The organism is Dyella agri (genome assembly GCF_044904705.1).
GTDB classification, from domain to species: Bacteria; Pseudomonadota; Gammaproteobacteria; order Xanthomonadales; family Rhodanobacteraceae; genus Rhodanobacter_A; species Rhodanobacter_A agri.
In genome coordinates this window covers 1-22,524 of record NZ_JADIKL010000009.1, presented here as the reverse complement: position 1 = coordinate 22,524, position 22,524 = coordinate 1, and the positions used below count along the sequence as shown (strand labels likewise).

Annotated in this window: 20 protein-coding genes and 1 rRNA gene; 7 read left to right on the top strand and 14 right to left on the bottom strand. The window is 67.5% G+C overall.

The annotated features are described in order from the left end of the window. Positions 1-43 precede the first annotated feature (43 nt). Together ISP14_RS15055 and ISP14_RS15050 are read left to right on the top strand one after the other, a co-directional pair. Entirely contained in the window at positions 44-3,580 is a 3,537-nt protein-coding gene (locus tag ISP14_RS15055; protein WP_404541348.1) for a glycosyltransferase, read from the top strand. 26 nt (positions 3,581-3,606) lie between these two features. Then, entirely contained in the window at positions 3,607-4,701 is a 1,095-nt protein-coding gene (locus ISP14_RS15050) for a WbqC family protein (protein WP_404541346.1), read from the top strand. 157 nt (positions 4,702-4,858) lie between these two features. On the opposite strand, the gene ISP14_RS15045 is transcribed toward ISP14_RS15050, so the two are convergent. The 13 genes from ISP14_RS15045 to ISP14_RS14985 form a co-directional block, all read right to left on the bottom strand. Continuing rightward, the gene (locus ISP14_RS15045; RefSeq protein ID WP_404541344.1) at positions 4,859-5,545 is read right to left on the bottom strand and encodes a class I SAM-dependent methyltransferase; all 687 of its coding nucleotides are present in this window, start codon (positions 5,543-5,545) and stop codon (positions 4,859-4,861) included. Between the two features lie 269 nt (positions 5,546-5,814). Next, a complete protein-coding gene (gene flgL / locus ISP14_RS15040; RefSeq protein ID WP_404541342.1) occupies positions 5,815-7,029 on the bottom strand; it encodes a flagellar hook-associated protein FlgL in 1,215 nt (404 codons plus the stop codon). A 10-nt stretch (positions 7,030-7,039) separates the two neighbouring features. Beyond that, positions 7,040-8,932 carry a flagellar hook-associated protein FlgK gene (gene flgK / locus ISP14_RS15035; protein ID WP_404541340.1) on the bottom strand — a complete coding sequence of 631 codons (1,893 nt, stop codon included), beginning with the start codon at positions 8,930-8,932 and terminating at the stop codon, positions 7,040-7,042. 21 nt (positions 8,933-8,953) lie between these two features. Continuing rightward, complete coding sequence (gene flgJ, locus ISP14_RS15030; protein ID WP_404541338.1) at positions 8,954-9,985, bottom strand: flagellar assembly peptidoglycan hydrolase FlgJ; 1,032 nt, start codon at positions 9,983-9,985, stop codon at positions 8,954-8,956. A 2-nt stretch (positions 9,986-9,987) separates the two neighbouring features. Further along, on the bottom strand, positions 9,988-11,082 hold the full coding sequence (locus ISP14_RS15025) for a flagellar basal body P-ring protein FlgI (protein WP_404541336.1): 1,095 nt from the start codon (positions 11,080-11,082) through the stop codon (positions 9,988-9,990). Between the two features lie 216 nt (positions 11,083-11,298). Beyond that, entirely contained in the window at positions 11,299-11,964 is a 666-nt protein-coding gene (gene flgH / locus ISP14_RS15020) for a flagellar basal body L-ring protein FlgH (protein WP_404541334.1), read from the bottom strand. Between the two features lie 11 nt (positions 11,965-11,975). Beyond that, positions 11,976-12,761, bottom strand: a complete 786-nt coding sequence (flgG, locus tag ISP14_RS15015; protein WP_404541332.1) for a flagellar basal-body rod protein FlgG — start codon at positions 12,759-12,761, stop codon at positions 11,976-11,978. A 27-nt stretch (positions 12,762-12,788) separates the two neighbouring features. Next, positions 12,789-13,529, bottom strand: coding sequence for a flagellar basal-body rod protein FlgF (flgF, locus tag ISP14_RS15010; RefSeq protein WP_404541330.1), 741 nt, complete (start codon positions 13,527-13,529; stop codon positions 12,789-12,791). 284 nt (positions 13,530-13,813) lie between these two features. Further along, a complete protein-coding gene (gene flgE, locus ISP14_RS15005; RefSeq protein ID WP_404541328.1) occupies positions 13,814-15,034 on the bottom strand; it encodes a flagellar hook protein FlgE in 1,221 nt (406 codons plus the stop codon). A gap of 34 nt (positions 15,035-15,068) precedes the next feature. Then, positions 15,069-15,764 (bottom strand): flagellar hook assembly protein FlgD, encoded by a 696-nt coding sequence (locus tag ISP14_RS15000; protein ID WP_404541326.1) that lies wholly within the window; start codon positions 15,762-15,764, stop codon positions 15,069-15,071. 10 nt (positions 15,765-15,774) lie between these two features. Continuing rightward, on the bottom strand, positions 15,775-16,194 hold the full coding sequence (flgC, locus tag ISP14_RS14995; RefSeq protein WP_404541324.1) for a flagellar basal body rod protein FlgC: 420 nt from the start codon (positions 16,192-16,194) through the stop codon (positions 15,775-15,777). Continuing rightward, positions 16,194-16,607, bottom strand: coding sequence for a flagellar basal body rod protein FlgB (gene flgB / locus ISP14_RS14990; RefSeq protein WP_404541321.1), 414 nt, complete (start codon positions 16,605-16,607; stop codon positions 16,194-16,196). Before flgB ends, flgC begins: the two co-directional genes overlap by 1 nt. A 154-nt stretch (positions 16,608-16,761) precedes the next feature. Continuing rightward, positions 16,762-17,694, bottom strand: coding sequence for a chemotaxis protein (locus tag ISP14_RS14985; protein ID WP_404541319.1), 933 nt, complete (start codon positions 17,692-17,694; stop codon positions 16,762-16,764). Positions 17,695-17,891: 197 nt separating this feature from the next. Here ISP14_RS14985 and ISP14_RS14980 point away from each other — a divergent pair, with 197 nt between their 5' ends. The 5 genes from ISP14_RS14980 to ISP14_RS14960 all read left to right on the top strand — a co-directional run bounded on the left by ISP14_RS14980 (position 17,892) and on the right by ISP14_RS14960 (position 22,136). Further along, complete coding sequence (locus tag ISP14_RS14980) at positions 17,892-19,196, top strand: methyl-accepting chemotaxis protein (protein WP_404541318.1); 1,305 nt, start codon at positions 17,892-17,894, stop codon at positions 19,194-19,196. Further along, positions 19,193-19,900 carry a flagellar basal body P-ring formation chaperone FlgA gene (gene flgA, locus ISP14_RS14975; protein ID WP_404541316.1) on the top strand — a complete coding sequence of 236 codons (708 nt, stop codon included), beginning with the start codon at positions 19,193-19,195 and terminating at the stop codon, positions 19,898-19,900. Before ISP14_RS14980 ends, flgA begins: the two co-directional genes overlap by 4 nt. A gap of 98 nt (positions 19,901-19,998) precedes the next feature. After that, a complete protein-coding gene (flgM, locus tag ISP14_RS14970) occupies positions 19,999-20,322 on the top strand; it encodes a flagellar biosynthesis anti-sigma factor FlgM (protein WP_404541315.1) in 324 nt (107 codons plus the stop codon). Continuing rightward, the gene (locus ISP14_RS14965; RefSeq protein ID WP_404541313.1) at positions 20,319-20,765 is read left to right on the top strand and encodes a flagella synthesis protein FlgN; all 447 of its coding nucleotides are present in this window, start codon (positions 20,319-20,321) and stop codon (positions 20,763-20,765) included. The genes flgM and ISP14_RS14965 overlap by 4 nt, the downstream gene beginning before the upstream one ends. 99 nt (positions 20,766-20,864) lie before the next feature. Next, a complete protein-coding gene (locus ISP14_RS14960; RefSeq protein ID WP_404541311.1) occupies positions 20,865-22,136 on the top strand; it encodes an EAL and HDOD domain-containing protein in 1,272 nt (423 codons plus the stop codon). 292 nt (positions 22,137-22,428) lie between these two features. Here ISP14_RS14960 and rrf read toward each other — a convergent pair. Continuing rightward, a 5S ribosomal RNA gene (rrf, locus tag ISP14_RS14955) occupies positions 22,429-22,524 on the bottom strand; the annotation flags it as partial.

Sequence of the window (22,524 nt, the reverse complement as noted above, 5' to 3'; positions counted from 1 at the left end):
ACCCGCGGCAGACCAGCGACCATCCGGCAAGGACAGACAGACCATGAGCAACACGGACACCGCCCAGCTGCAGCGGCAATGCGAGCAGTTGCAGGGGCGCATCGCGTTCATGCGGCAATTCTTCGACGAACATGCGCTGCGCGAAAAGGCCCGGCTGCGCGCCGGCGATGCGGCGCGCCTCGCCCGCCTCCGCGACCGGCCGGACTACGAGGAAGCCTATGGCGAACAGCCGCTGGTCTCGGTCATCGTCCCCACGTACAACCGCGCCGAGCTGATCGTGGAGCGCACGCTTCCCAGCGTGCTGCGCCAGGATCATCCGCGCTGGGAGCTGCTCATCGTGGGCGACTGCATGGACGCCGCACAGGCGGCCATTCTGCGTGAGGCCGAACGGATCGATCCCCGCGTGCGCTTCCACAACCTGCGGCGGCGCGGCAGGTATCCGTCGACCAAGGGGCCGATGTGGTACGTGGCCGGCATCAAGCCGGTCAACTTCGGCCTGCGCCTCGCCCGTGGCGCATGGATCGCCCATCTGGACGACGACGACGAGTTCCTTCCCGACCATCTTTCGCGCCTGTTACGCACCGCGCGGGAGAACCGGGCCGAGTGGGCGCACGGGCGCGTCCGCTTTCTGGACGACCAGCGCAACGAGCAGTGCGTGGTGGGAAGCGCCGTGCCGCGCCTCAGCGAAATATCGCGCATCGGCAGCATCTACCATGCCGGGTTGAAGACCTTCCGATACAACCCCGGATGCTGGAAGTATTTCTATCCGGGCGACTGGGATCTGTGGGAACGCCTGCTCGACATGGGCGTGCGGCACGCGCACACCGAGGAAATCACCGCCATTCACCATGGCGACTATTTCCGCGCATCGGTGCTGGAACAACAGCAGGCGCCGGCCCTCCACTTCCGCCCGGTCAGGCCGGAGGAGCAATACCGCCACTGGCTCGCGCCCCAGCAGCTGTCCGACGGGCAAGCCGCCCTGGCGCAGGATCGCCAGCCACGCTGCCGGGTGCAGGTATGTGTGATCGATGCGGATGGCATCCCCGCCGACGTGCAGGCCAGCCTGGACAGCCTGGCCCGGCAACAGTACGAAGACCTGCAGATATGCGTGTTGTCGGACCGCGACGATGTCTATCGCGGGGAAACCTCGGCACGCCCCCTGCGCGGCGACTGGGTCGCGCGGTTCAATGAATTGGCCCGCACGGGCGACGCGGACTGGCTGCTGCCGCTGTTCGCCGGCGACGAACTGGCGCCGCATGCGCTGTTGTTGCTGGCCGAAAACGCCGGCATGCATCCGGAACAGAGCTGCTGCTATGTCGACGAGGATTCGCGCGGCCGCGAAGGCTACGAACAGCCGATCTTCAAGCCCGATCTGAACCTGGACATGTTGCGCAGCTATCCCTACCTGGGCCGCACCCTGGCCATGCGCAGGGAGTCGCTGCTTGCATTGAACGGGCTGGACGCCGGACACGGTCCGCTCGCCCACTACGACTTCGTGTTCCGCAGCATCGAACAGCTCGGACTGGAGTCGGTGGGGCATCTTGCCGAGGTGCTGTATCACGCGGGCCAGCCTTTCGCGCAATGGCTCGCGTCGGCGCCGGTGCGCGAACAGGCCCCTGCGATCGTCGGCGCCCACCTCGACCGGCTCGGCATCGCGCACGAGCTGTTGCCCGGCGCCTTCGGCGGCATCAGCCGCGTGCGCTACCTCTGCGACCGCCAGCCGCCGGTCTCGATCATCATCCCCACCCGCGACCAGTTGCCGATGCTCAACGGCCTGATCGACAGCCTGATCGCGAAGACCAGCTACCGGAACTACGAACTGCTGATCGTGGACAACGACAGCCGCGACCCGGCCGCCTGTGCCTACCTGGACGGTATCGAGCGGTTGAACAACCCGCAGCTGCGCGTGTTGCGCTGGCCGCATCCGTTCAACTACTCGGCGATCAACAATTTCGCCGCGGCGCAGGCGCGCGGCGAGTACCTGATCCTGCTCAACAACGACACCGCGGTGCTGCACGAGGACTGGATCGAGGCGCTGCTCAACCACGCGCAGCGACCCGAGGTGGGCATCGTCGGCGCCAAGCTGCATTACCCCGACGGGCGCATCCAGCACGCCGGCGTGGTGCTGGGCCTGCGCGGGCCGGCCGACCATCCCTTCATCGGCGAGGCGATGGACGCGCCCGGCTACATGCACCGCCTGCAGGTCGACCAGAACTACACCGTGGTCACCGCCGCCTGCCTGATGGTCCGCACGTCGGTGTACGAGGAAGTCGGCGGGCTGGACGAACAGGATTTCAAGGTTTCCTACAACGACGTCGACCTCTGCCTCAAGGTGAACCGCGCCGGCTACCTGACGGTGTGGACGCCGTATGCGCGCCTGATGCACGAAGGCAGCGTCAGCCAGAACAAGGTGGATACCAGCGCCCGGGAAGCCAAGCACGCGCGCTTCAAGGGCGAGCAGCAGGCGATGTACCGCAAGTGGATGCCGCTGCTGGCGCGCGACCCGGCCTACAACCGCAACCTCAGCCTGGCCGGCAACGGCTTCGAGCTGGACCAGGCCCGGTCGCTGGCCTGGCAACCCTTCGGGCAGCCGCTGTTGCCGCGCCTGTTCTGCGTGGCGGCCGACGCCAACGGCTGCGGCCATTACCGCATCAGGCAGCCTTTTTTCGCCATGCAGCGGGAAGGCCTGGCCGAAGGCATAGTCGCCCCGATGCACCTGGAACCGATCGCGATGGAGCGCTATGCGCCGTCCACCATCGTGCTGCAGCGCCAGCTCACCGACAGCCAGATCGAAACCCTGCGCGGCTACCGCGACTTCAGCCGGGCCTTCAAGGTCTACGAGCTGGACGACTACCTGCCCAACCTGCCGCTAAAAAGCGTGCATCGCGACGGCGTGCCCAAGGACATCCTGAAATCGCTGCGCAAGGCGGTGGCCCTGACCGACCGCTTCGTGGTGTCCACCGCGCCGCTGGCCGAACAGTTCGCCGACCTGCACAGCGACATCCGCGTGGTACCCAACCGTCTGCCGGTGGACTGGTGGGGCCAGCTGACCGCCCGGCGCCGCAAAGGCAGCAAGCCCCGCGTGGGCTGGGCCGGCGGCAGCAGCCACCGCGGCGATCTGGAATTGATCGCCGACGTGGTGCGCGAGCTGGCCGGCGAGGTTGAATGGGTGTTCTTCGGCATGTGCCCGGAGAAGCTGCGTCCGCATGTGCACGAGCACCATGAGGGCGTGGCGATCGACAAATACCCGGCGGCGCTGGCGGCGCTCGACCTCGACCTCGCGCTGGCGCCGCTGGAGGACAACCTGTTCAACGCCTGCAAGAGCAACCTGCGCCTGCTCGAATACGGCGCCTGCGGCTTCCCGGTGGTGTGCAGCGACATCGTCTGCTACCGCGGCGACCTGCCGGTGACGCGCGTGCGCAACCGTTTCAAGGAGTGGGTGGACGCGATCCGCATGCACACCGCCGACCTCGATGCCGCGGCGCGGATGGGCGACGCGCTGCGCGATGCGGTGCGCCGCGACTGTATGCTTATCGGCGACAACCTGGTCGCCTGGCGGGACGCCTGGCTGCCGGGTTAGCTCATCGCCGACCCTTTGCATCCAGGATGCAGCTCTTGATCGCAACACACGAGATCGTCTCCACCCTCGCGCCGCTGAATGGCGTGTTCTTCCATGTCGGAGACCTCGAGGAATACGCCAGAAAGGTGACAACGGCGGGGAAAAGCCTGGTGACGCGAGCGGAGGGCGCGGGCGAGCTGCAATCCTATGTGCTCTTCTACGACAACCAACCCGAGCTTTTCGTCTCCATGGTCTGGACCTGCCCGCGATGCCGCGGCCAGGGGCTGGCGGAGGCGTTGCTGCAGCGGCTGATCCGCTCGACCGGAAAAGACATCGTCCTGCACGTGCATCAGGACAATCCCGCCACGAAGCTCTACGAAAAGCTGGGCTTCGTCGACGAAGGCGGCACCGGCGCCACGCGCACCCTGCGCCTGCGGCGACGCGTGGCGATCATGCAGCCTTATGTCTTCCCGTACATTGGCTATTTCCACCTGGCGCAGGCCAGCGACCTGTTCGTTTTCTACGACGACGTGCAGTACACGACCAGGGGCTGGATCAACCGCAACAGGATTCTGCTCAATGGCACGGACCACCTGTTCACCGTGCCGGTGGCGGGAGCCAGCCAAAGCAAGACCATTGGCGAAACCATGCAGGCCTGCGACGCCGCATGGACGGACAGGTTTTACCGCACGCTGCAGCACGCCTATCGCAAAGCCCCCGAGTTCGCTCGCGCCATGGAACCCGTCATGGCGGCGTTTTCGACACCGGGCGACAGCATCGCGGATCTGGCCATCCGTTCGATCGAAGCAGTCCACGACTATCTCGGCCTACCGTTCCGCCACACCCGCTCCTCCGCGTGTGCGCCGGACACCCGCGGGCTGGAGCGTGCGGACCGGCTGATAGAAATCACCCGGGACCTTGGCTACGCCGCCTATGTCAATGCGCCCGGTGGGGCGACCCTGTACGAAAAGGGCTATTTCGCCGAACGCGGCGTCGAGCTCGGCTTCGTGGAGAGCGGGGAAGTCTCGTATCGCCAGTACGCGGCGGACAGCTTCGTACCGTCGCTGTCTATCATCGACGTGCTGATGTTCAACGACATCGCAACGGTCAAGGACCTGCTCCGGAGATACCACGTCGCGTGACGCGGCGCCAGCCCGCCGCGCCCGACGGGCGGAGCACTTCAACTACTGGATGCTTGCCGGCCACAACCTGGTCAGTTGGCATCGTGCGCGGCTACCCGATCGCTGACGTCTCCCCGTGCCGGCCTGGGCAAAGCTCAGGCCGGCCGGATCGGAAGGGTCACTTGCGCTGCAACAGGTAACTGTTCTCGTACCCGGGGACCACGCCGATAATGCGGAAATCGTTGAAATAGCCGCCCACCCTCAGCAGATCCACCGCAGGGCCGACCTCGGGTGAATAGCGATGGTCGCCGTAGTCGTCGAAAACGACGAAACCGCCGCTCACCACGCTAGGCGCATACAGAAGGAAATCGAGCAACACGTTGCGGCCTGCGTGTCCGCCGTCGATGTGCAAAAGCACGGTCCTGGGCGCTTCCGCGTAGACGCGATCCGCCACCCGTTCCGAATAGCCGCGGACCAGGGTGGCTTCCGGAAACAGCTTCCCGTGGTAGTAGCCCAGCTCGTCGGGCTGCTTCTCGAGTTCCATCGGGTCGATCCCGAAGATTCGCCGTTTCCGCCCGCATATCTGGCTCATGAAACACAGGGACTTGCCCTTCCATACCCCTATTTCGACGATGTCGCCCGGAATCTCCCCCATCAGCAGGCAGAGGTATCCGAGCAGCTTCACGTGGTCGTGAAACGACAGCTCCCTGCGCGGCATGGCCTGCTGCGCCGGCAGCTCGTTCTGCGCCTTCTCGAAGATGCTGCCGACCATGTCCCATATGTCGTCGACACCTTTCCGGACCCTGGCCTCGCTCAGGAGATTCTTGAGCGCGGGAAGATCGACGGCGGCAATGCTCGATGACATGGTGAATACACTCCTTACGCAAACTTGGGGAATGACATGGGTTCTGCCGCGACCGATCTTCGGCCCGGCTCGATCGACGCGGTGTTGCGGACCTGCATTGTCATGACCGCAGGCTCTTCATTGCGGCGAGCACGCCGGCAGCCAGCACGTTCGCCGGCGCGTCCCTGGCGACGCAGGCCCCGGCGGCGATCACTGCACTGTCGCCAGTAGGCCGCGGCCGGTCCAGGAAATGGCCAGCGCACCGCGGCGGCTGTGGCTCGCGCGGCACATCACTTCAGATAATCGAACAAGCTCATCCCCTGCACCTTCGCGAAGGTCTGCTGCGAGGCCTGCAGGGCGGTGGATTGCAGCATCAGCTTGCTGATCGCGCTGGCCATGTCAGTGTCCTGTACGCCGGACAAGGTGGTCTGGTAGGTCAGCGTGAGGTTGCTGTAGTTGCTCTGTTGCTGGGTAAGGCGGTTCAGCCGGCCACCCACGTCGGTCTGGGTGCTGGAGAGCTGGCCCTGCGCGCGATCGAGCGACTCGATCTGCCGGCTCATCGTGTTGTTGAGCTGCGTGTCGCCGCCGCTGCCGTTCAGCGCGTTGATCATGTTGGTCAACGTGCCGAATACGTCCTGGGTCTTGCCGGAGTTCACGCTCACGCTGTCGCCGGCGGCAGGCGTGCCGCTCAGCGCGATGGTCATGCCGTTGAAGCTGATGCTGCCGCCGTCCTGGTAGCTGCCACTGGCCACCACCGCATTGCCGTGGCTGGCATCGGTGGCGGTCCAGTTGCCGGCAGCATCGAAACTGATCGCGTAGTTCGCCGGGCCGGAGGCGGTGGCCGCCTTCCAGGCGTTGCTGTCGGTGACGCTGGTGGCGCCCACCAGCAAGGTGCCGGTGTTGCCGGCCGCCGCGCTCGCCACAAACGAACCATTGCCTGCCGGGATGTTCATGAACAGGCCGGCGCCCGCATCGCTGTTGGGGATGCGCAGGCCATTGCCGATCGTGGTCATCTGGTTGTCGCTGTTGCCGGCATAGCTCACCGAACCGTCGCTGTTGAGCGTGAACGGCGTGCTGGTGGTGCTGGTACCGGCGAACAGCGCATCGCCGCTGGCGTCGGTGGTATTGGCCAACTGCACCAGCTGCGCGCGGATCTGGGTGAGCTGGGTGGCCATGTCCTGGCGGTCCGATGCCGACAAGCTGCCGTTGATGCCTTGCACCGCCATCGAACGCGCCTGGTCAAGCAGCGAATTGAAGGAGCTGAGCGTGTTGCTCTCGGTGGAGAGCCGCGCATTCGCGTCGTTGATGTTGGAGGAGTACTGCGCGGTACTCGCTAGGATGTGGTTGAGCGACACCACCTGCGCGGCGCCGGACGGGTCGTCCGAAGCCAGGTTGATGCGCTGGCCGCTGCTCACCTGATTCTGCGTGGCGGCCAGCGACCCCTGCTGGTCGAGCATGGTGGTCAGCGACTGTTGGTACATCCAGCTGGTGGACAGGCGGATCATGAACAGGTCCTCAAGCTTGGATGGCAGAAATCAGGCTGGTGAACAGCGTCTGCGCGGTGGAGATCACCTGCGCCGAGGCCTGGTAGGCCTGCTGGTACTTGATGAGGTTGGCCGCTTCCTCGTCGAGGTTCACGCCGACCACGCTTTGCTGCGCGCTGGTCGCCTGGTTGTAGAGGCCGGTCTGGGTGGTCAGGTCGTTCGCCGCCGTGCTGCCGGCCAGGCCGATCTGGTTGGTCAGGCCGGCATAGGCGCCCACCACCGACGTCTGGCCGCCGTCGAGCACGCCGCTATCGGCGAGTCCGGCGAGATCGAGCGCGTTGCCGTTGTCGTTCAGGCCGTCGCTGTTCTTGGCCACGGTGAAGCTGTCGCCGCTGGCGGGCGTGCCGGAAAGGCTCAGGCTCCAGCCGTCGAACTGGATCGCCGTGCCGGCGGTGTACGTGCCGGTGGTGGTGTTGCCCGCCCCGTCGGTGACGGTGTAACTGCCGCCTGCGCCGAAGCTCACGCTGGCACCGGAGAACAGGTTCGCGTTGGTGCTGTCGGCCACGTTCACCGCGCTCACCGTGGCGCCGCCGCTGTTGGTGCTGCCGGCCGTGCCCTTCAGCGCCGTCGAGGCCGCGATGGCGGATGGGTCGCTGGTCGCTATGGCGAGGCCGCTGGCCGCGTTGCGCGTGGGCCGGATCTGGAAGCTGTCGCCGACCTGGGCGCCGGCGGACGCGCTGAAGGTCAGGCCTTCGGCCGACAGCGTGCCGTCGGCGTTGGCGGTCAGCGGTACCGAGCGCCCGCTGCTGGTGGCCAGCGCCCAACCGTTGACCGAGGGCGCGGTGCCGCTGCCGGTGTAGGTGAGCACGTAGTTGTCGGTGGTGAGCGCGCCGATGTTGCTCACGCTGGCGCCCACCGTGGCGCTGCCCTTGTTGCCGGTTGCGGCCGCGACCACCGGGCTGGGCACGTTGAACAGCGGACCGCCCTGGTTGCCGTTCAAGTCCAGGCCCTTGGCCTGCTGCGCGTTGACGGTCTGCGCCAGCGCCAGCGCGGCACGGCCCAGCTGGTTCTGCGCCGGATCGAGCGTGTTGCGCCGATAGGCCAGCAGCGCGCCCAGCGTGCCGCCGGAGAGGCGCGTGCTGATGTCGTGGCCGCTGGCGTCGAGCACGCTGGTGCTGGTGGCGTCGTAGGCGTCGCTGCCGACCTGGAAGCCGTAGGCATAGTTGCCGCTCACCAGCGTCTGGCCGGACGTGCTGTAGACGCTCAGCGTGCCGTCGGGCTGCAATGAGACGGAGATGCCGGTCACGCCGGCCAGCTGCTTGACCAGGCTGTCGCGCTGGTCGAGCAGGTCGTTGGGCTGGGTGTTGCCGGCCTGGCTGATGCTGGTGTTGAGCGCGGCGATCTGCTTGACCAGCGAGTTGACGTTGCCGACGGCGTCGGCGATCTGCGTATTGATCTGCGTGCGCTGCTGGTCGAGCTGCTGGCCGAAGGTATTAAAGGCCAGCGTCAGGGTCTGCGCATTGCCCAGCGCCGCCTGCCGTGCGGAAGGATCGCGCGGGGCGTTCGCCACCGCGTTGAAGCCGCCGTAGAAACTGTCCAGCGCAGATTGCAGGTTGCCGCTGTTCTGCAGCAGGCCGTTCAACGTGGTCGCCAGGTCGTTGGTGGTGGTGGCGCCCTGCAAGGCGCTGTTGGTGCTCCACAACGTCTGCGTGAGGTATTGGCTGTAGGCGCGCTGCACGCCGATCACGTCCACGCCGGTGCCCATGGTGTAGCGGCCAGTGTTCTGGCCCACCTGGTCCACCTGCACGGTGTTCTGGCGGCTGTAGCCGTCGGTGCCGGCGTTGGCGATGTTGTTGCCGGTGACCTTCAGGCCAAGCTGGGCGGCGTTGAGGCCGGAGACACCGATGCTGAACAGGCTGGACATGACCGGGATTCCTGGGATCGCTTATTCGTTCGGCACGCTGGCCGGATTCTTGAGCGCGGCCAGCGCATCGCGCATCTGCGGACTGCTGGCGATGGCGCTGATCTTCTCGGCATACGACGGGTCGGTGGCGTAACCGCCACGCACCAGGGCGCGGGCAAAGCCACGCACGTCGTCGCCGTGGCCGCGCGCGGCGGCGTAGCGGGGGTTGGAGGCGATCAGGTTGGCGTAGTCCTTGAACGACTGCGCCGGCGAATCGTAGGCACGGAACTGCGCGCGTCGACGTACCGCGACGCCGCCTTCGTATTCCAGCGTGGGCACGCCGACCTTGCGCCCGTCCCAGCTTTCGCCGGCCTTGATACCGAACAGGTTGAAGCTGGTGGAACCGTCGGCGCTGCGCGGCATGCGCTTGCCCCACTGGGTTTCCAGCGCGGCCTGGGCCAGCACGGTACGCACCGACAAGCCCAGTTTCTGCGCCGCGGCCTCGGCGTACGGCGCCAGTGCGCGCACGAACTCCTGTGCGTCCTGCGGCAACCATTTCATCGCGCTGCGGCCGACCTCGCGCCCGGCTTCCACCACGTTGGCGAGGCGGCGCTGGAACTGGTCGGCAGTAGCCGGCAATTGCGTGGGGTCGCCGATGCCGTCGGGGTCCGCTGCGGGATCGGCCGCCGTCGGCGTGCCGCTGCCGCCGACCGTGCCGATCGAGGCGCCAGCGCCAGCTGGCGTCGGGGTGGCCGTGCCGCCCAGTTGGCGGATCAGCATCTGCGCGATGCCGATGCCGTTGCCACCCTGGGACAAGCTCACCGAAAGCTGCTGGTCGAACAGGTCGCGGTAGGCCTTGCCGGCATCGCTGTCGCCCATCGCGTCGCCGAAGCTGTCGCTGGCCGCGCGCATGGACTTCAGCATCATCTGGGTAAACAGCGCCTCGAACTGCTTGGCCACCGCCGGCAGCGCTGCCTTGCCGTTCTGCTGCGCCTGCGCACGCAGCTGGTCGAACCCGGACAGATTGGTCCAGGTGCTCAGCGAGGCGTTGGCGGACAGCGCGGCGTCGGACATCGCTAGATGACCACGAGATCCGCGTGCAGCGCGCCGGCCTGCTTCAGTGCCTGCAAGATGGAGATCAGGTCGCTGGGCGATGCGCCGACCTGGTTCACCGCACGCACGATCGCGTCCAGGCTCACGCCCGGGCCGAACTTGAACATGTGTCCGCCCTCCTCGCTGACCTGCACGTTGCTGGAGGGCACCACCGTGGTCTGGCCGTTGCTGAAGGGCGCCGGCTGGCTGACCAGCGGTTGCTCGCTGATGGTGACCTGGATGGCGCCATGCGCCACCGCCGCCGCGGACACGCGCACGTCCGAACCGATCACCACGGTGCCGGTGCGCGAGTTCACCACGACGCGCGCGGGCGGCGCGCCCGGGGTCACGTCCAGATCCTGGATGGTGCCGAGCCAGGCCACCTTCTGGGTGGGGTCCTGCGGCACGCGCACTTCCACCGTGCCGCCGTCCACCGCGTGCGCGGTGCCGCTGCCGTAGGTGCGGTTGATCGTGCTGACGATGCGCGAGACGGTGGTGAAGTCCGGCGTGTTGAGGTTCAGGCGCAAATCGTCGCTGCCGGTGAACGCGGACGACACGCTGCGCTCCACGGTGGCGCCGTTCGGGATGCGCCCGCTGGCGGAGATGTTCTTCTCCACGCTGGAACCGCTCTTGCCCTGGGCGCTGATGCCGCCTACCACCACGCTGCCCTGGGCCACCGCGTAGACGTTGCCGTCGGCGCCGCGCAGCGGCGACATCAGCAGTTCACCGCCGCGGATGCTCTTGGCGTTGCCGATCGAGGCCACGGTGATGTCGATGGTCTGGCCCGGCTTGGCGAACGGCGGCAGCTCGGCGGTGATCGTCACCGCGGCGGCATTCTTCAGCTGCGGGCGCACGTTCGCCGGCACGTTGATACCGAACTGCTGCAGCATGTTCTCCAGGCTCTGGGTGGTGAACGGCGCCTGCGTGGTCTGGTCGCCGGAGCCGTCCAGGCCCACCACCAGGCCGTAGCCGATCAGCTGGTTGGAGCGCACGCCGCCGACCGAGGCGAGGTCGCGGATCTTGTCGGCGTGGGCGGGGGTGGCGAGCAGGGTGAAGAGTGCGAAAGCGACGCACGCCACTCCCTCTCCCCTTTGGGGAGAGGACTGGGGTGAGGGGCGGGGCTTGCGGAAGAGCTTGGAGAAACGAGCGAAGAGCGAAGCGAAAGCAGCACCTCGCGAGCGTGTCCCCTCTCCCCAACCCTCTCCCCGGAGGGGAGAGGGGGCGAACGTGCCGTGCGGGTTCGCACGCTCGTGCTGCAGGGCAGCCTGCGATGTCATGGGCCCGTGGAGTTTCATTTAGAAAGGCATCCACTTGGAGGTGAAGAAACGCGACAGCCAGCCCTGGGTGTTGGCGTCGGCCAGGGTGCCGCGGCCGGTGTAGGAGATCTTGGCGTCGGCGACCCGGGTGGACGGCACGGTGTTGTCCTGGCCGATGTCCTGCGGACGCACGATGCCGGTGATGCGGATCAGTTCCTGGCCCTGGTTGATGGTGAGCCACTTCTCGCCGCGCACCATCAGGCTGCCGTTGGCCAGGCGCTGCGCCACGGTGACGGTGATGTTGCCGGTGAGCTGGTTGCTCTGGCTGCTGGAGCCGCCGCCGTCGAAGCTGTGGTCGCTGTTGATGCCGACACTGGCCTTGTTGAAGGTGCGGCCGAGCAAGGAAGGCGCGCCGATGTTGTCCTTGTTGGTCTTGCTGGTGCTGGTGCTGGCCTTCTTCACCGCCTGGGTGTTTTCCACCAGCACGATGGTGAGGATGTCGCCGGTGCGGTGGGCGCGCGGGTCGGCGAACAGTTCCATGCCTTGTTCGTCGTGGTAGATCGAACCGTCGGCCACCGGTGCGGCAGCGGCGACCACCGGCGGCGTGGCGGCCCACTGCGCGTCGTCGCGCGGCTGCTGCATCACGCAGCCTGCGAGCAGCGCCAGGGCGCACGGCAACACGAAGGTAGAACGACGAACGGACATCACGGCATGCCTCAGGTCTTGTTGGTGATGGTCTGCAGCATGTCGTCCGCGGCGCTGATCGCCTTGGAGTTCATCTCGTAGGTGCGCTGGGTCTGGATCATGTCCACCATCGCCTCCACCACGTTGACGTTGGAGGATTCCAGCGAGCCCTGCAGCAGCGTGCCCATGCCGTTCAAGCCCGCCTGGCCGGCCTGCGGCGTGCCGCTGGACGCGGTTTCCAGGAACAAGTTCTGGCCCATAGCCTGCAGACCCGCCGGATTCACGAAGTCGGCGAGCTGGATGTTGCCGACCTGCTGCGGCGCCGCCTGCCCGGCGAGCGTCGCGCTGACCGTTCCGTCGGTGCCGATGGTGATGCTCTGCGCGCCCTGCGGCAGGGTGATCGCCGGTTCGATCGGATAACCGTCGGCGGTGACGACCTGGCCGTTGGCGTCGGTATGCAGCGAACCGTCGCGGGTGTAGGCGGTGGTGCCGTCGGGCATGGTCACCTGCAGGAAGCCGCGACCCTGGATCGCCACGTCCATCGCGTTGCCGGTCTGGCTGATCGCGCCCTGGGTGAACAGCTTCTCGTTGGCCACCACGCGCACGCCGGTACCCATCAGCAGGCCCGAGGGCGACTGCGTCTGCTCGGTGGTCTGCGCGCCGGGCTGGCTCAGGTTCTGATACATCAGATCCTGGAACGCCGGGCGCGAGGCCTTGAAGCCGGTGGTGCTGGCGTTGGCCAGGTTGTTGGAGATGGCGTCCAGGCTCGTCTGCTGCGCATCGAGGCCGGTCTTGGCGATCCAGAGGGAGGAGAACATGGCGTGGCTCCGCTAGAAGTGTCGGGTTCAGCTCGCCTGCAACAGCTTGAGGCTGGCGTCGGCGTTGTCTTCGCTGGTCTTGATCGAGCGCACCTGCATCTCGTACTGGCGCGACAGCGAAATCATCCGCACCAGTTCGGCTGAGGGATTGACGTTGCTGCCTTCCAGCGTCTGCGATGCCAGCTGCACGCCCGGATCGGCGTCGGCGCTGGCGCCAGCGGCCATGTGCAGCAGGCCGTCCGCGCCCTTGGCGAGCTGCGTGGGATCGGGGTTGACCAGCTTGATGCGGTCGATCTGGGTGAGCGTGTTCGGCCCCTGCCCCAGCGGCACGCTGGAGATGGTGCCGTCGTCGCCGACCACGATCTGCGCGCTGTCGGAGATGCTGATCGGTCCGCCGCTGCCGATCACCGGATTACCGGCGGCGTCGGTGAGCGTGCCGTCGGCAGTGAGCTGCAGGTTGCCGGCACGCGTGTAGGCTTCGCTGCCGTCCGGTGCCTGCACCGCGATCCAGCCCGATCCGCGCACCGCCACGTCCAGCGGACGTCCGGTCTGCTGCAGCGTGCCCTGGCTGTCGTCGCGGCCGAGGCTCTGCGCCACCGCGTTGATCCGGGTGGGGCTGCCCGGCCCCTGCACCGGCAAGTCGCGGAACGCGTCCAGCTCGCTCTTGAAGCCGGTGGTGTTGGCGTTGGCCAGGTTGTGGCTCACCACGTCCTGGGCCCGCATGATCTGCGTGGCCCCGGTCATGGCGATGTAGGCGGAACGGTCCATGGGCGGCTACCTCTTAGAGCCTGCTCACGATCCCCAAGCACCCCGCGCCGGAAGCTGTTTGCGCGCAGGCCAAGGAAGAACGAAAGAGTGGACGTCCGTCCACGACTGAGTGATGACGACGGCATGCGGGCAAACAGACCCGGCCCTTCGGGTTGCCATCGAGTGGCCACCAGGCGGCAGCGCGCGGCTTGACCTGCCAGCCAGGCAGGCCTGCGCCACGCTCTACCACCTGGCGACCACTCGATGACAACGCGGGGTGTTTGGGGGTCATGAGCAGGCTCTAGTTACCGCGACACGGCGTTGAACAGCGTGCTGGCCAGCGTGTTGTCGGTGGACAGCACCTGGGCGTTGGCCTGGTAGTTGCGCTGCGCCTGGATCATGTCGACCAGCTGCTGGGTGGTGTCGCTGGTGTTGGACTCCTCCAGCGCGCCGGACTGGATGGTGCCGTACTGGCCGCTGGCAGCCGTGCCCATCACCGCGGTGCCCGAATCGGTGCTGGACATCCAGCTGGCGCTGCCGAGCTGGCGCAGGCCCTGCAGGTTCTGGAAGTTGGCCATCGCCAGCTGGCCGATCTTGCTGCTCTGGCCGTTGGAATAGTTCGCGGTGACGATGCCCGCGTTGTCGATGTCGATCGAGGACAGCGCGCCCGCGGTGTAGCCGTCCTGGCTGATGGTGCCGGCGGCGTAGCCGGTGCCGTACTGGGTGGTCTTGCCGAAGTTGATCGACAGCGTCTGCGCATTCGCGCCGTTGCCGTAGTTCACCGGGTTGAAGCCGACGATGCCGTTGGCCGGCGTGGTCAGCGCACCGCTGCTGTCGAAGGTCAGCGCCTGCGTGCCGGCGTTGTTGCCATCCACGTACAGGTCCACGTTCCAGGCGTTGGTGCCGGTTTTCACGTAGTAGGCGGTGGCCTGGTGCGAGGAACCCAGGCTGTCGTACACGGTGAAGGTGGACGACTGGTTGAAGGTGGCCGGGTTGGTGGGGTCGAAGGCCAGCGGCGGCACGGTGGCGTCCGCCGGCAGGTTGGACGAAACCACCGCCGTGGTGGTGGGCTTGGCCGAGCTCTGCGCGGTGACCAGGTTCAGATTGGTGAGCGTGCTGGTGTCGAAGCTGTTGCTGGCGGTGCTGTACGGATAGACCTGCAGCGCGTGGTTGTCCTGGGTGACCACGTTGCCCGTCTGGTCCTGGTGGAACGCGCCGGCGCGCGTGTAGGCGTAGCCGTTGCCGGTGTTGACCACGAAGAAGCCGTTGCCGCTGATCGCCAGGTCCAGGCTGTTGCCGGTGGTCTGGATGTCGCCCTGGGCGAACTGCTGCGCCACGCTGGTCAGGCGCGCGCCGCTGCCCACCGCGGTGGCGCTGAGGTTGATGCCGGTGACCGCGTAGATGTCGGCGAATTCCGCACGCGAACCCTTGAAGCCGGTGGTGTTGGCATTGGCGATGTTGTTGGCGATGACGTTGAGGTCGGACTGGGCGCCGTTGATGCCGCTGAGAGCTTGGTTGAGTGCCATGGATGGTTCCTCGCTGGAAGGTTGTTGTCGGCGGTCAGTTGATCTGCGCGATCGCGCTGAGCGGCACGCCGCCCACGCCGTTTACCTGCACGTACGTACCCACGCTGCTGCCGCCGTAGCCCACGCCACTCACCGTGCCGTCTGCATACGTGGAAAGTGCGTTGCCGCTCTGGTCGGCGGCCGCGATGCTGTAGTCGCCCGCGGGCAGCGGGTTGCCGTTGTCGTCCGTGCCGTCCCAGTCGAAACGAGCCAGGCCGGACTGCTGCGCGCCCATGTCGAGCGTGCGCACTACCTTGCCGCTACTGTTCTTGATGACGAGCTGCACGTCGGAGGACGTGGCGGTGACGCCGACTGCGCCGTCCAGCGCGCTGCCCGCGTAGCTGAGATTCGCCGACGGCACCAGCACGTGGCGGCCCACCAGGCCGACCGAACCGAGCACCTGCGAGGATTGCAGGCCGCTGGTGATCTGGCTGGAGAGACTGTTGAGGCTGGTGTTGAGGTCCTGGGTGGAAGCCAGCTGGCTGAACTGCGCCAGCTGCGAGACGAACTGCGAGTTGTCCATCGGGTTGGTCGGATCCTGGGCCTGCAGCTGGGTGGTGAGCAGCTTCAGGAAGTCGGCCTGGTTCATCGTGTTGCCGAGCGCGGAGCTGGCCGCGGTGGCGCTGCCGGTAGCCGCGCCGCCGGTGGTGGTGCTGGTGGTGCCGACGTTGTTGGTCACGCTGGTAGTCATGGCAGGAAACTCACTGGCCGAGGGTCAAGGTCTTGAGCATCAGTTGCTTGGCGCTGTTCATCACTTCGACGTTGTTCTGGTACGAACGCGACGCCGAGATCATGTTGACCAGCTCGTCCACCGGGTTGACGTTGCTGGCGTAGACGTAGCCGTCGGCATTGGCCATCGGGTTGCCCGGCTCGTAGCGCTGGGGAATCGCGGCCTGGCTCTCGGTGACGCCGAGCACCTGCACGCCCTGGCTGCCATCGGCGTTGCCGCCGGACTGCTGCGCCTTTACCGCGGCGAACAGCGGCTCGCGCGAACGGTAGGCGCCCTCGGGCGTGCCGGACACGCTTTCGGCGTTGGCCAGGTTGCTGGCCACGGTATTGAGCCGCAACGACTGCGCGGCCATGCCGGAGCCGGCCACGTTGAAGATGGAAAAGAGCGACATCAGCTCTGCCCTCCGGTGATGGCGGTGCGCAGCATGTGGATCTGCGCGGTGATGAAGGAAAGGCTGGCCTGGTAGTGCACGCTGTTGGCGGCGAAATCGGCTTGTTCGATCTGGGCGTCGACGGTGTTGCCGTCCATGCTTGGCTGCGTCGGCACGCGGTAGGCCAGCGCCGCGGTACCCGTCGACGCGCCAGGCCCGGCGCCGATCTGCCCGGGCGTGGACGCCTGCAGCGGCAGGTTGCCGTCGGCGCCGCCGCCGGCCGCGGCCAGTGCCTTGCGGAAATCGATGTCGCGGGCGAGGTAGCCGGGGGTGTCGGCATTGGCCAGGTTGTTGGCCAGCACGTCGGCACGGCGCTGCCACAGGTCCAGCGCCTGGGTGTGGATGCCGAACAGGTTTTGCGGTGTGGGGCTCATCGTCTGCTCCGCGTGCGGTTGCCGCAGGGAGCTGGAGGCAAGTTGCATGCCACCACACCGGAACCCTTGCCACGACTGGGCTGGAAGGGTCCGCACCCTGGCGCCGCGTCGGCGTCGCCAGGGCAGAGTCGGTTTGTTGACGCCTCCCGGCGCCTCAGTCGGCCGGCGGCTCCGCCGGCAACAAGTCCAGCACCGCCTGCGCCAGCAGGTCCGGCTGGAACTTGGCGATGAAACGGTCGGCCTTGACTTCTTTCACCATCGCTTCGTTGAAGATGCCGCTGAGCGAGCTGTGCAGCACGACCTTCAATCGCCGCAGCTCCGGCGCCTCGCGGATCGCGCGGGTCAGCGCGTAGCCGTCCAGGCGCGGCATCTCGATATCGGAGACCACCAGCTTGACGCCCTCGGCCGGATCCGCGGCGGCCAGCTCATGCAGTCGATCGAGTGCCTCGCGGCCGTCCTGCGCCACCACGCACTCGATGTTCATCTGCCGGAACAGCTCGACCAGGCGGCGGCGGGCGATCAGCGAGTCGTCCGCCACCATCACGCGCCGTGGTGCCAGCGTGTGCGCGCCGGCGAGGCGCTGCATCTGCACGGATAGTTCGGCCGGCGCCGCGTCGATGCCGGCCAGCACCTGCTCCACGTCCACCACCGCCAATAGCGCGCCGTCCACGCGGGTCACCGCATTGACCCGCGCGCCGAAGCCCAGCGTGGCGGCGGGTGCCTCCAGCCGGTCGCCGTCACACTGCACCATGCGTTGCAGGTCGGCCACCAGGAAGCCCTGCACCGAGCGGCTGAACTCGGTAACCATCAGGTGTGCCGATGCCTCGTCGCGCAGTGGCGGGTAGCCGAGCGCGGCGGCCAGGTCGATCACCGGGATGGTCTGCCCGCGGTAGTCGCAACTGCCTGCCAGCAAGGCATGCGTGCCCGGCACGCGCTCCAGCGGCGGCCGGCGCATCACCTCGCGCACCTTGAATACGTTGATGCCGAACAGCTGCGCGTCGCCGAGCCGGAACAGCAGCATGGCCACCCGGTTGTGGCCGGCCAGCCGGGTATGTTGCTCGACCTTTTCCAGCAGCGTGCCGCCCATGCGGACTCCTCGCGAATGACCCGCCGCCGCAGCGGCCGTACGCGCAGGCTATCGACCGCATCGCGCCGCGCTTGAGCACGCGACCGCCCGGGAATGGAGTGGCATGCGGTTTGCTTCCTCAAGCCGCGGCGGTTTTGGACGATGCAGTCTCCTGCAAGAGCCCGCCGCCCCATCGACAATAAGGTGATGTTCGACCCATGAGCCTGATCTGGAATCAGCATCTCGCCCCTCTGGTGGAAGCCGCCGCTGCCGGCGACGAAGCACGGATCGCCGCACTCCGGCGTACCCATCCACGCGCCGCGCAGGCGCTGGCGCCGCTGCTTGCGCGTGTTGCCAGCCGGCCGCCCGCGGCCGTGGCCTTGCAAGCCGTGGAGCAGCAGAGCCTGGTGCTGGCCGCGGTGCAGCAGCTGGCTCGAGAACAAGCAGCGCTGGACAAGGCCAGCGAGGACGGTCGCGGCAGTGTCGATCGCTTGACGGATGGCAGCGCCGGTATCTCGACGGCACTGCGGCAGGTGGGCGCCGAGCTCGAACTGGCCAGCCAGGCCAGCGAGGCCGGCAGCGGCAACGTCAGCGAGCTCGACGGCCAGCTGCGCCTGTTGCGCAGCGCGCTGGCGGCGATGAACCGCAACCAGAGCAAGCTGGCCGAGCAGGTGGAACAGATCCGCAGGCTCACCGCCACCGTGCAGGAAATCGCCCATCAGACCAACCTGGTGGCGCTGAACGCGGCGATCGAGGCCGCGCGCGCCGGCGAGGCGGGCCGCGGTTTCGCCGTGGTCGCCGACGAGGTCAAGCAACTGGCGGAAAAAACCGCCGTCGCCACGGCCGAGATCGAGAGCGTCACCGGTTCGATCGGCGACTTTTCCACGCAATTGAACGGCGACGTGCAGCACAGCCTGCAGCAGTTGGAACGGGCGCAGAGTGGTGCGGCGCAATCGGGCGCCACCCTGGCAAGCGGCGGCCAGGCGCTGCGCGCGGCAGGCGACCGCGTCCACAAGCTGCAGCAGAACCACGATGCGCAGCATGCGCGCGCCACCAGCGTCCAGGCCGCGCTCGGCGCCATGCAGCGCCGCGCTGGCGAAGCGAGGCGGCAGTCCGACGCGCTGCAGCGCGCGGCGCTGCTTTCGCATCGGCTGGGACTGGACTGGCTGGAGGGCGTCAGCGGCAACGACACCGGCAGCCTGAGCCTGACCGTGCGCGAGGCATCCCTCAACCTGCGCCAGGCGGCCGAACTGGCCCTGCACGAACCTGCCGCGCTGGATCGGCGCTGGTTCGACACCCATGCGATCCGCCGCAGCGTCGAGCGGCTCGGCGCGCAGCGGCCGGATCATCCCGCCACGGCCGGTCTCACCGAAACCGGCATGCAGCTATGCGAACAGGGCAACCGCTTCATCGCGCTGCTATGCGACGGCGAAGCCGCGCAGGCCGCCGCGCTGTCGCGGCAGATCGAATCCGCCCGCGATGCCTTGCTGGGGCAACTCGACCTTGTGATGGCGGACGCGTGAGCCGGCGCCGCGTCAGCGCTGGCCGGCTGCTGGTACTGGCATGGCTGGGCCTGCCGGGCATCGGCCTGGCCGCCGCGCCTTCGCCCGACGCCGTGCGCGCCGTGGCCGAACAGGCCGTGCACGCCCGTTTCGACCTGCCCGGCAGCCGCGTCGTGGCGCAGGCAGCGCCGCTCGATCCGCGCCTGCGGCTGGCACCGTGCGGCGTGCCGCTGCGCGCCGTGCTGGCCGACGCCATCCGTCCCGCGCCGCGGCTGAGCGTCCCCGTGCAATGCCCGCAAGCCGACGGCTGGACGGTACGCGTGCAGGTACAACTGCAATTGTTCCGGGCCGTGCTGGTGACCAACCGTGCGCTGTTGCGCGGCGACGGCCTGCGCCCGGCGGACGTGCACGCCGAGCAGCGCGACGTGACCCGGCTCGGCTACGGCTATGTCGACAATCTCGACCAGGTCACTGGCCGCAGCCTCGCCCGCGCCTTGCCCAGCGGCAGCCTGCTCACCCCGGCCGCCCTGGCCGGTCGGCGCATGGTGAGCGCGGGCGACCACGTGCAGGTGATGGCCGACCTCGACGGCATCGTGGTGCGCGCCGACGGCGTGGCGCTGGGCAGCGGCGACAATGGCGCCCGCCTGCGCGTGCGCAACGAGAGCTCGGGCAAGGTGGTCGACGCCATGGTCCGCGCCCCCGGCGTGGTGCTTGCCCTGCCCTGACCCGCCATGCCTTCCACACCCGATTCCCAAGCCCTAAAGTTTCCGTACATCAGGCCGATGCAGCACTCACAGGGCCACTCCACAGTGAGAACGGACGCATGAACACGACAATTTCCAACAACGGCTTGCCGAAACTCCCGCAAGCCACCGGCCATGCGGGCAGCAGTCCGGCGACAGAGTCTCCCGCCGGCGCCGCAAACACCGGCGCAGCCGCCACCCGGGGCGATGACCAGCTCAAGCTGACCGACTCGGCCCGGGCGCTGCAGCAGGCAGCGCGCACCGATACCGCCGCGGTCGATCCGCAGCGGGTGGAGCGCGTGCGCCAGGCGCTGGCCGACGGCAGCTACAAGGTCGATGCTGGCCGCATCGCCGACCGCATGATCACCATGGATCGGCAGCTCGGCGGCACGGGCAAGGCATGAGCCCGCAGCTGCGGCAGGAGTTCGATGAGGCCCTCGCGGCCGTGCAGGGCGAAATGCGCCAGGCACTCGATCGACTCGTGCAGACGCTCGAGGCCGAACGTGCGGCACTCGACAGCGGCGACAGCGAAGCGCTCGGCCAGGCCGGTACGCATAAGCAGGCCTTGATGCAGCAGCTGGAGCAGCTGGACGCCGAGCGCCGCCAACTGGCGCGCGAACAGCCGCGCGCCGAGGCCGTGCCGGATCCGGCCTGGGCCGCCATCGTGCAGTCGCTGCGGCACTGCCATCAGCTCAATCAGCGCAATGGCGGCATCGTCAGCCAGCGCCTGCAGATGGTGCGTCAGGCCTTGGCGGTGCTGACCGGCGCGGACAACAGCAACGGACTCTATGACCGCAGCGGAGAGCTGCACGCCGGTGCGCGTTCGCGCCCGCTGGCAGCCGCATGATGTCGAGATGAGTCCATCGCCGCCCGCACCCGCATGGGCGTCTACTGCGTACCGTCAGCCGCGGCACGCTTCACCACCCTATGCGATGCCGGATCCAGCATGAACACCGTCCCCGCCAGTACCGTTCCCGCTGCTACCCCATCCACCGCCTATGAAGGCGTCGCGCCGCCGCTGCCGGTGATGCGCGTGCCGCTGCTCAATCGCGAGCGCGAGCTGTTCGCCTACGAAATCCTGTTCCATCACGAAAGCAGCGACCCGCAAGCTCTGTTGCGGGGCGCGCTGGGCATGATTACCGACGGCGCGCTGACCCGCCTGGTTCGCGGCAATCGCGCGTTCCTGAACCTGCCGGCCGAGTTGCTGCCGGAAGACGCCGACGTCTTGCTGCATCAGCCGCGCCTGGGCGTGGTGCTGCAACCGCACGTGGCCAACGATGCGGCGCTGATGAAGCGCCTGCAGCAGATGGCGCAGCGCGGCTGCCAGTTCATGCTGGACGTGGGCAGCCAGGATCTCGACAACAGCCTGCCGTTCGAAGCCCTGCTGCACATGGTGCAATTGGTCCGGCTGGACGCCAGCCAGCTGGCACCGGAACTGCTGGCGCAGCGCGCCCAACTGCTGCATGCGCGCGGCCTGCACGTGGTCGCCGGCCAGGTGAACGATCACCTCGCCTACGAGCGCTGCATGGAGCTGCCGCTGGGAGCGGTGCAGGGACGCTACCTGCTGGTGCCGCAACCGATGGCCGTTCCGGTGCTGACCGCCAACCGCCTGAGCATGTTGCGCCTGATGGGCGCTTTGCACGAAAGCAATCCGGGCCCGGTCGAGCTGGGCAACATCGTCCGCGACGACGCGGTGCTCAGCTACAAGCTGCTGAGCTGCGTCAATTCGGCCTACTTCGCGCTGCCGCGGCAACTGAAATCCGTGCAGCAGGCCGCGATCTTCTTCGGCGTCACCCGCATGCGCAACTGGGTCGACACCATGGCGATGTGCAGCATGGACGACCGCCCGCCCGAGCTGCTGCGCGCCGCGCTGATCCGCGCTCACATGTGCGAAGAACTGGCCCAGGGCATGCCGCACGGCCACGCCGAAATGGCCTTCACCGTCGGCCTGTTCTCGCTGCTGGACACCCTGATGTGCGCGCCGATGGAATTCCTGCTGCCGCAGCTGCGCCTGACACCCGAGATCAGCGACGCGCTGACCGGCCGCGGCGGTCCGTTCGCCTCGATCCTGCAGCAGGTTCTTGCCTGGGAGGCCAACGAGCTGACCAGCGCACAGATCCCTACGCAACGCATCCAACGCCTGGCGGCGATCTATCTCAACGCCACCCAGTGGGCCGATCAGGTCTACGCCAGCGCCAACGAGAAGAGCGTGCAGTAACAAAGCCTGTTGGCGAGTCCGGGCGGATGGCCGTGAAAGCACCGGCCATCGCTGTCGCCTGAAGCTGTCGCCAATAGCTGCGCTCCAGGATCCCGCAATCGATCCCGTGTGAGATTTAATCGCGATCGCCGTCATCGCGCGGCGGCTGTTCGCGCGCGGGTGAAGCCCGCATGCGTTCCGCACGCTGGGCCCGGCCTGTTTGTTGCCGGCGCCTGCAGGTAAAGCGCGATGTTTCTATCGCGCACAAGCAAACGCCCTCACCGATAACGGTGAGGGCGTTTAAGGATAAAGCCCCTGGCGGTGACCTACTCTTGCATGCGAGATGCACACTACCATCGGCGCGGCTGCGTTTCACTTCCGAGTTCGGGATGGGATCGGGTGGGACCAC

Excerpts from the sequence above, each read along its gene's own strand:
- ISP14_RS14985 (WP_404541319.1), bottom strand. The coding sequence starts at position 17,694 with ATGGGCGGCACGCTGCTGGAAAAGGTCGAGCAACATACCCGGCTGGCC.
- ISP14_RS15055 (WP_404541348.1), top strand. The coding sequence starts at position 44 with ATGAGCAACACGGACACCGCCCAGCTGCAGCGGCAATGCGAGCAGTTG.
- ISP14_RS14965 (WP_404541313.1), top strand. The coding sequence starts at position 20,319 with ATGAGCCCGCAGCTGCGGCAGGAGTTCGATGAGGCCCTCGCGGCCGTG.
- flgC (WP_404541324.1), bottom strand. The coding sequence starts at position 16,194 with ATGTCGCTCTTTTCCATCTTCAACGTGGCCGGCTCCGGCATGGCCGCG.
- flgM (WP_404541315.1), top strand. The coding sequence starts at position 19,999 with ATGAACACGACAATTTCCAACAACGGCTTGCCGAAACTCCCGCAAGCC.
- flgB (WP_404541321.1), bottom strand. The coding sequence starts at position 16,607 with ATGAGCCCCACACCGCAAAACCTGTTCGGCATCCACACCCAGGCGCTG.
- flgK (WP_404541340.1), bottom strand. The coding sequence starts at position 8,932 with ATGTCCAGCCTGTTCAGCATCGGTGTCTCCGGCCTCAACGCCGCCCAG.
- flgH (WP_404541334.1), bottom strand. The coding sequence starts at position 11,964 with ATGTCCGTTCGTCGTTCTACCTTCGTGTTGCCGTGCGCCCTGGCGCTG.
- flgF (WP_404541330.1), bottom strand. The coding sequence starts at position 13,529 with ATGGACCGTTCCGCCTACATCGCCATGACCGGGGCCACGCAGATCATG.
- flgJ (WP_404541338.1), bottom strand. The coding sequence starts at position 9,985 with ATGTCCGACGCCGCGCTGTCCGCCAACGCCTCGCTGAGCACCTGGACC.
- flgE (WP_404541328.1), bottom strand. The coding sequence starts at position 15,034 with ATGGCACTCAACCAAGCTCTCAGCGGCATCAACGGCGCCCAGTCCGAC.
- ISP14_RS14980 (WP_404541318.1), top strand. The coding sequence starts at position 17,892 with ATGAGCCTGATCTGGAATCAGCATCTCGCCCCTCTGGTGGAAGCCGCC.
- ISP14_RS15000 (WP_404541326.1), bottom strand. The coding sequence starts at position 15,764 with ATGACTACCAGCGTGACCAACAACGTCGGCACCACCAGCACCACCACC.
- ISP14_RS15050 (WP_404541346.1), top strand. The coding sequence starts at position 3,607 with ATGCAGCTCTTGATCGCAACACACGAGATCGTCTCCACCCTCGCGCCG.
- flgG (WP_404541332.1), bottom strand. The coding sequence starts at position 12,761 with ATGTTCTCCTCCCTCTGGATCGCCAAGACCGGCCTCGATGCGCAGCAG.
- flgL (WP_404541342.1), bottom strand. The coding sequence starts at position 7,029 with ATGATCCGCCTGTCCACCAGCTGGATGTACCAACAGTCGCTGACCACC.
- ISP14_RS14960 (WP_404541311.1), top strand. The coding sequence starts at position 20,865 with ATGAACACCGTCCCCGCCAGTACCGTTCCCGCTGCTACCCCATCCACC.
- ISP14_RS15045 (WP_404541344.1), bottom strand. The coding sequence starts at position 5,545 with ATGTCATCGAGCATTGCCGCCGTCGATCTTCCCGCGCTCAAGAATCTC.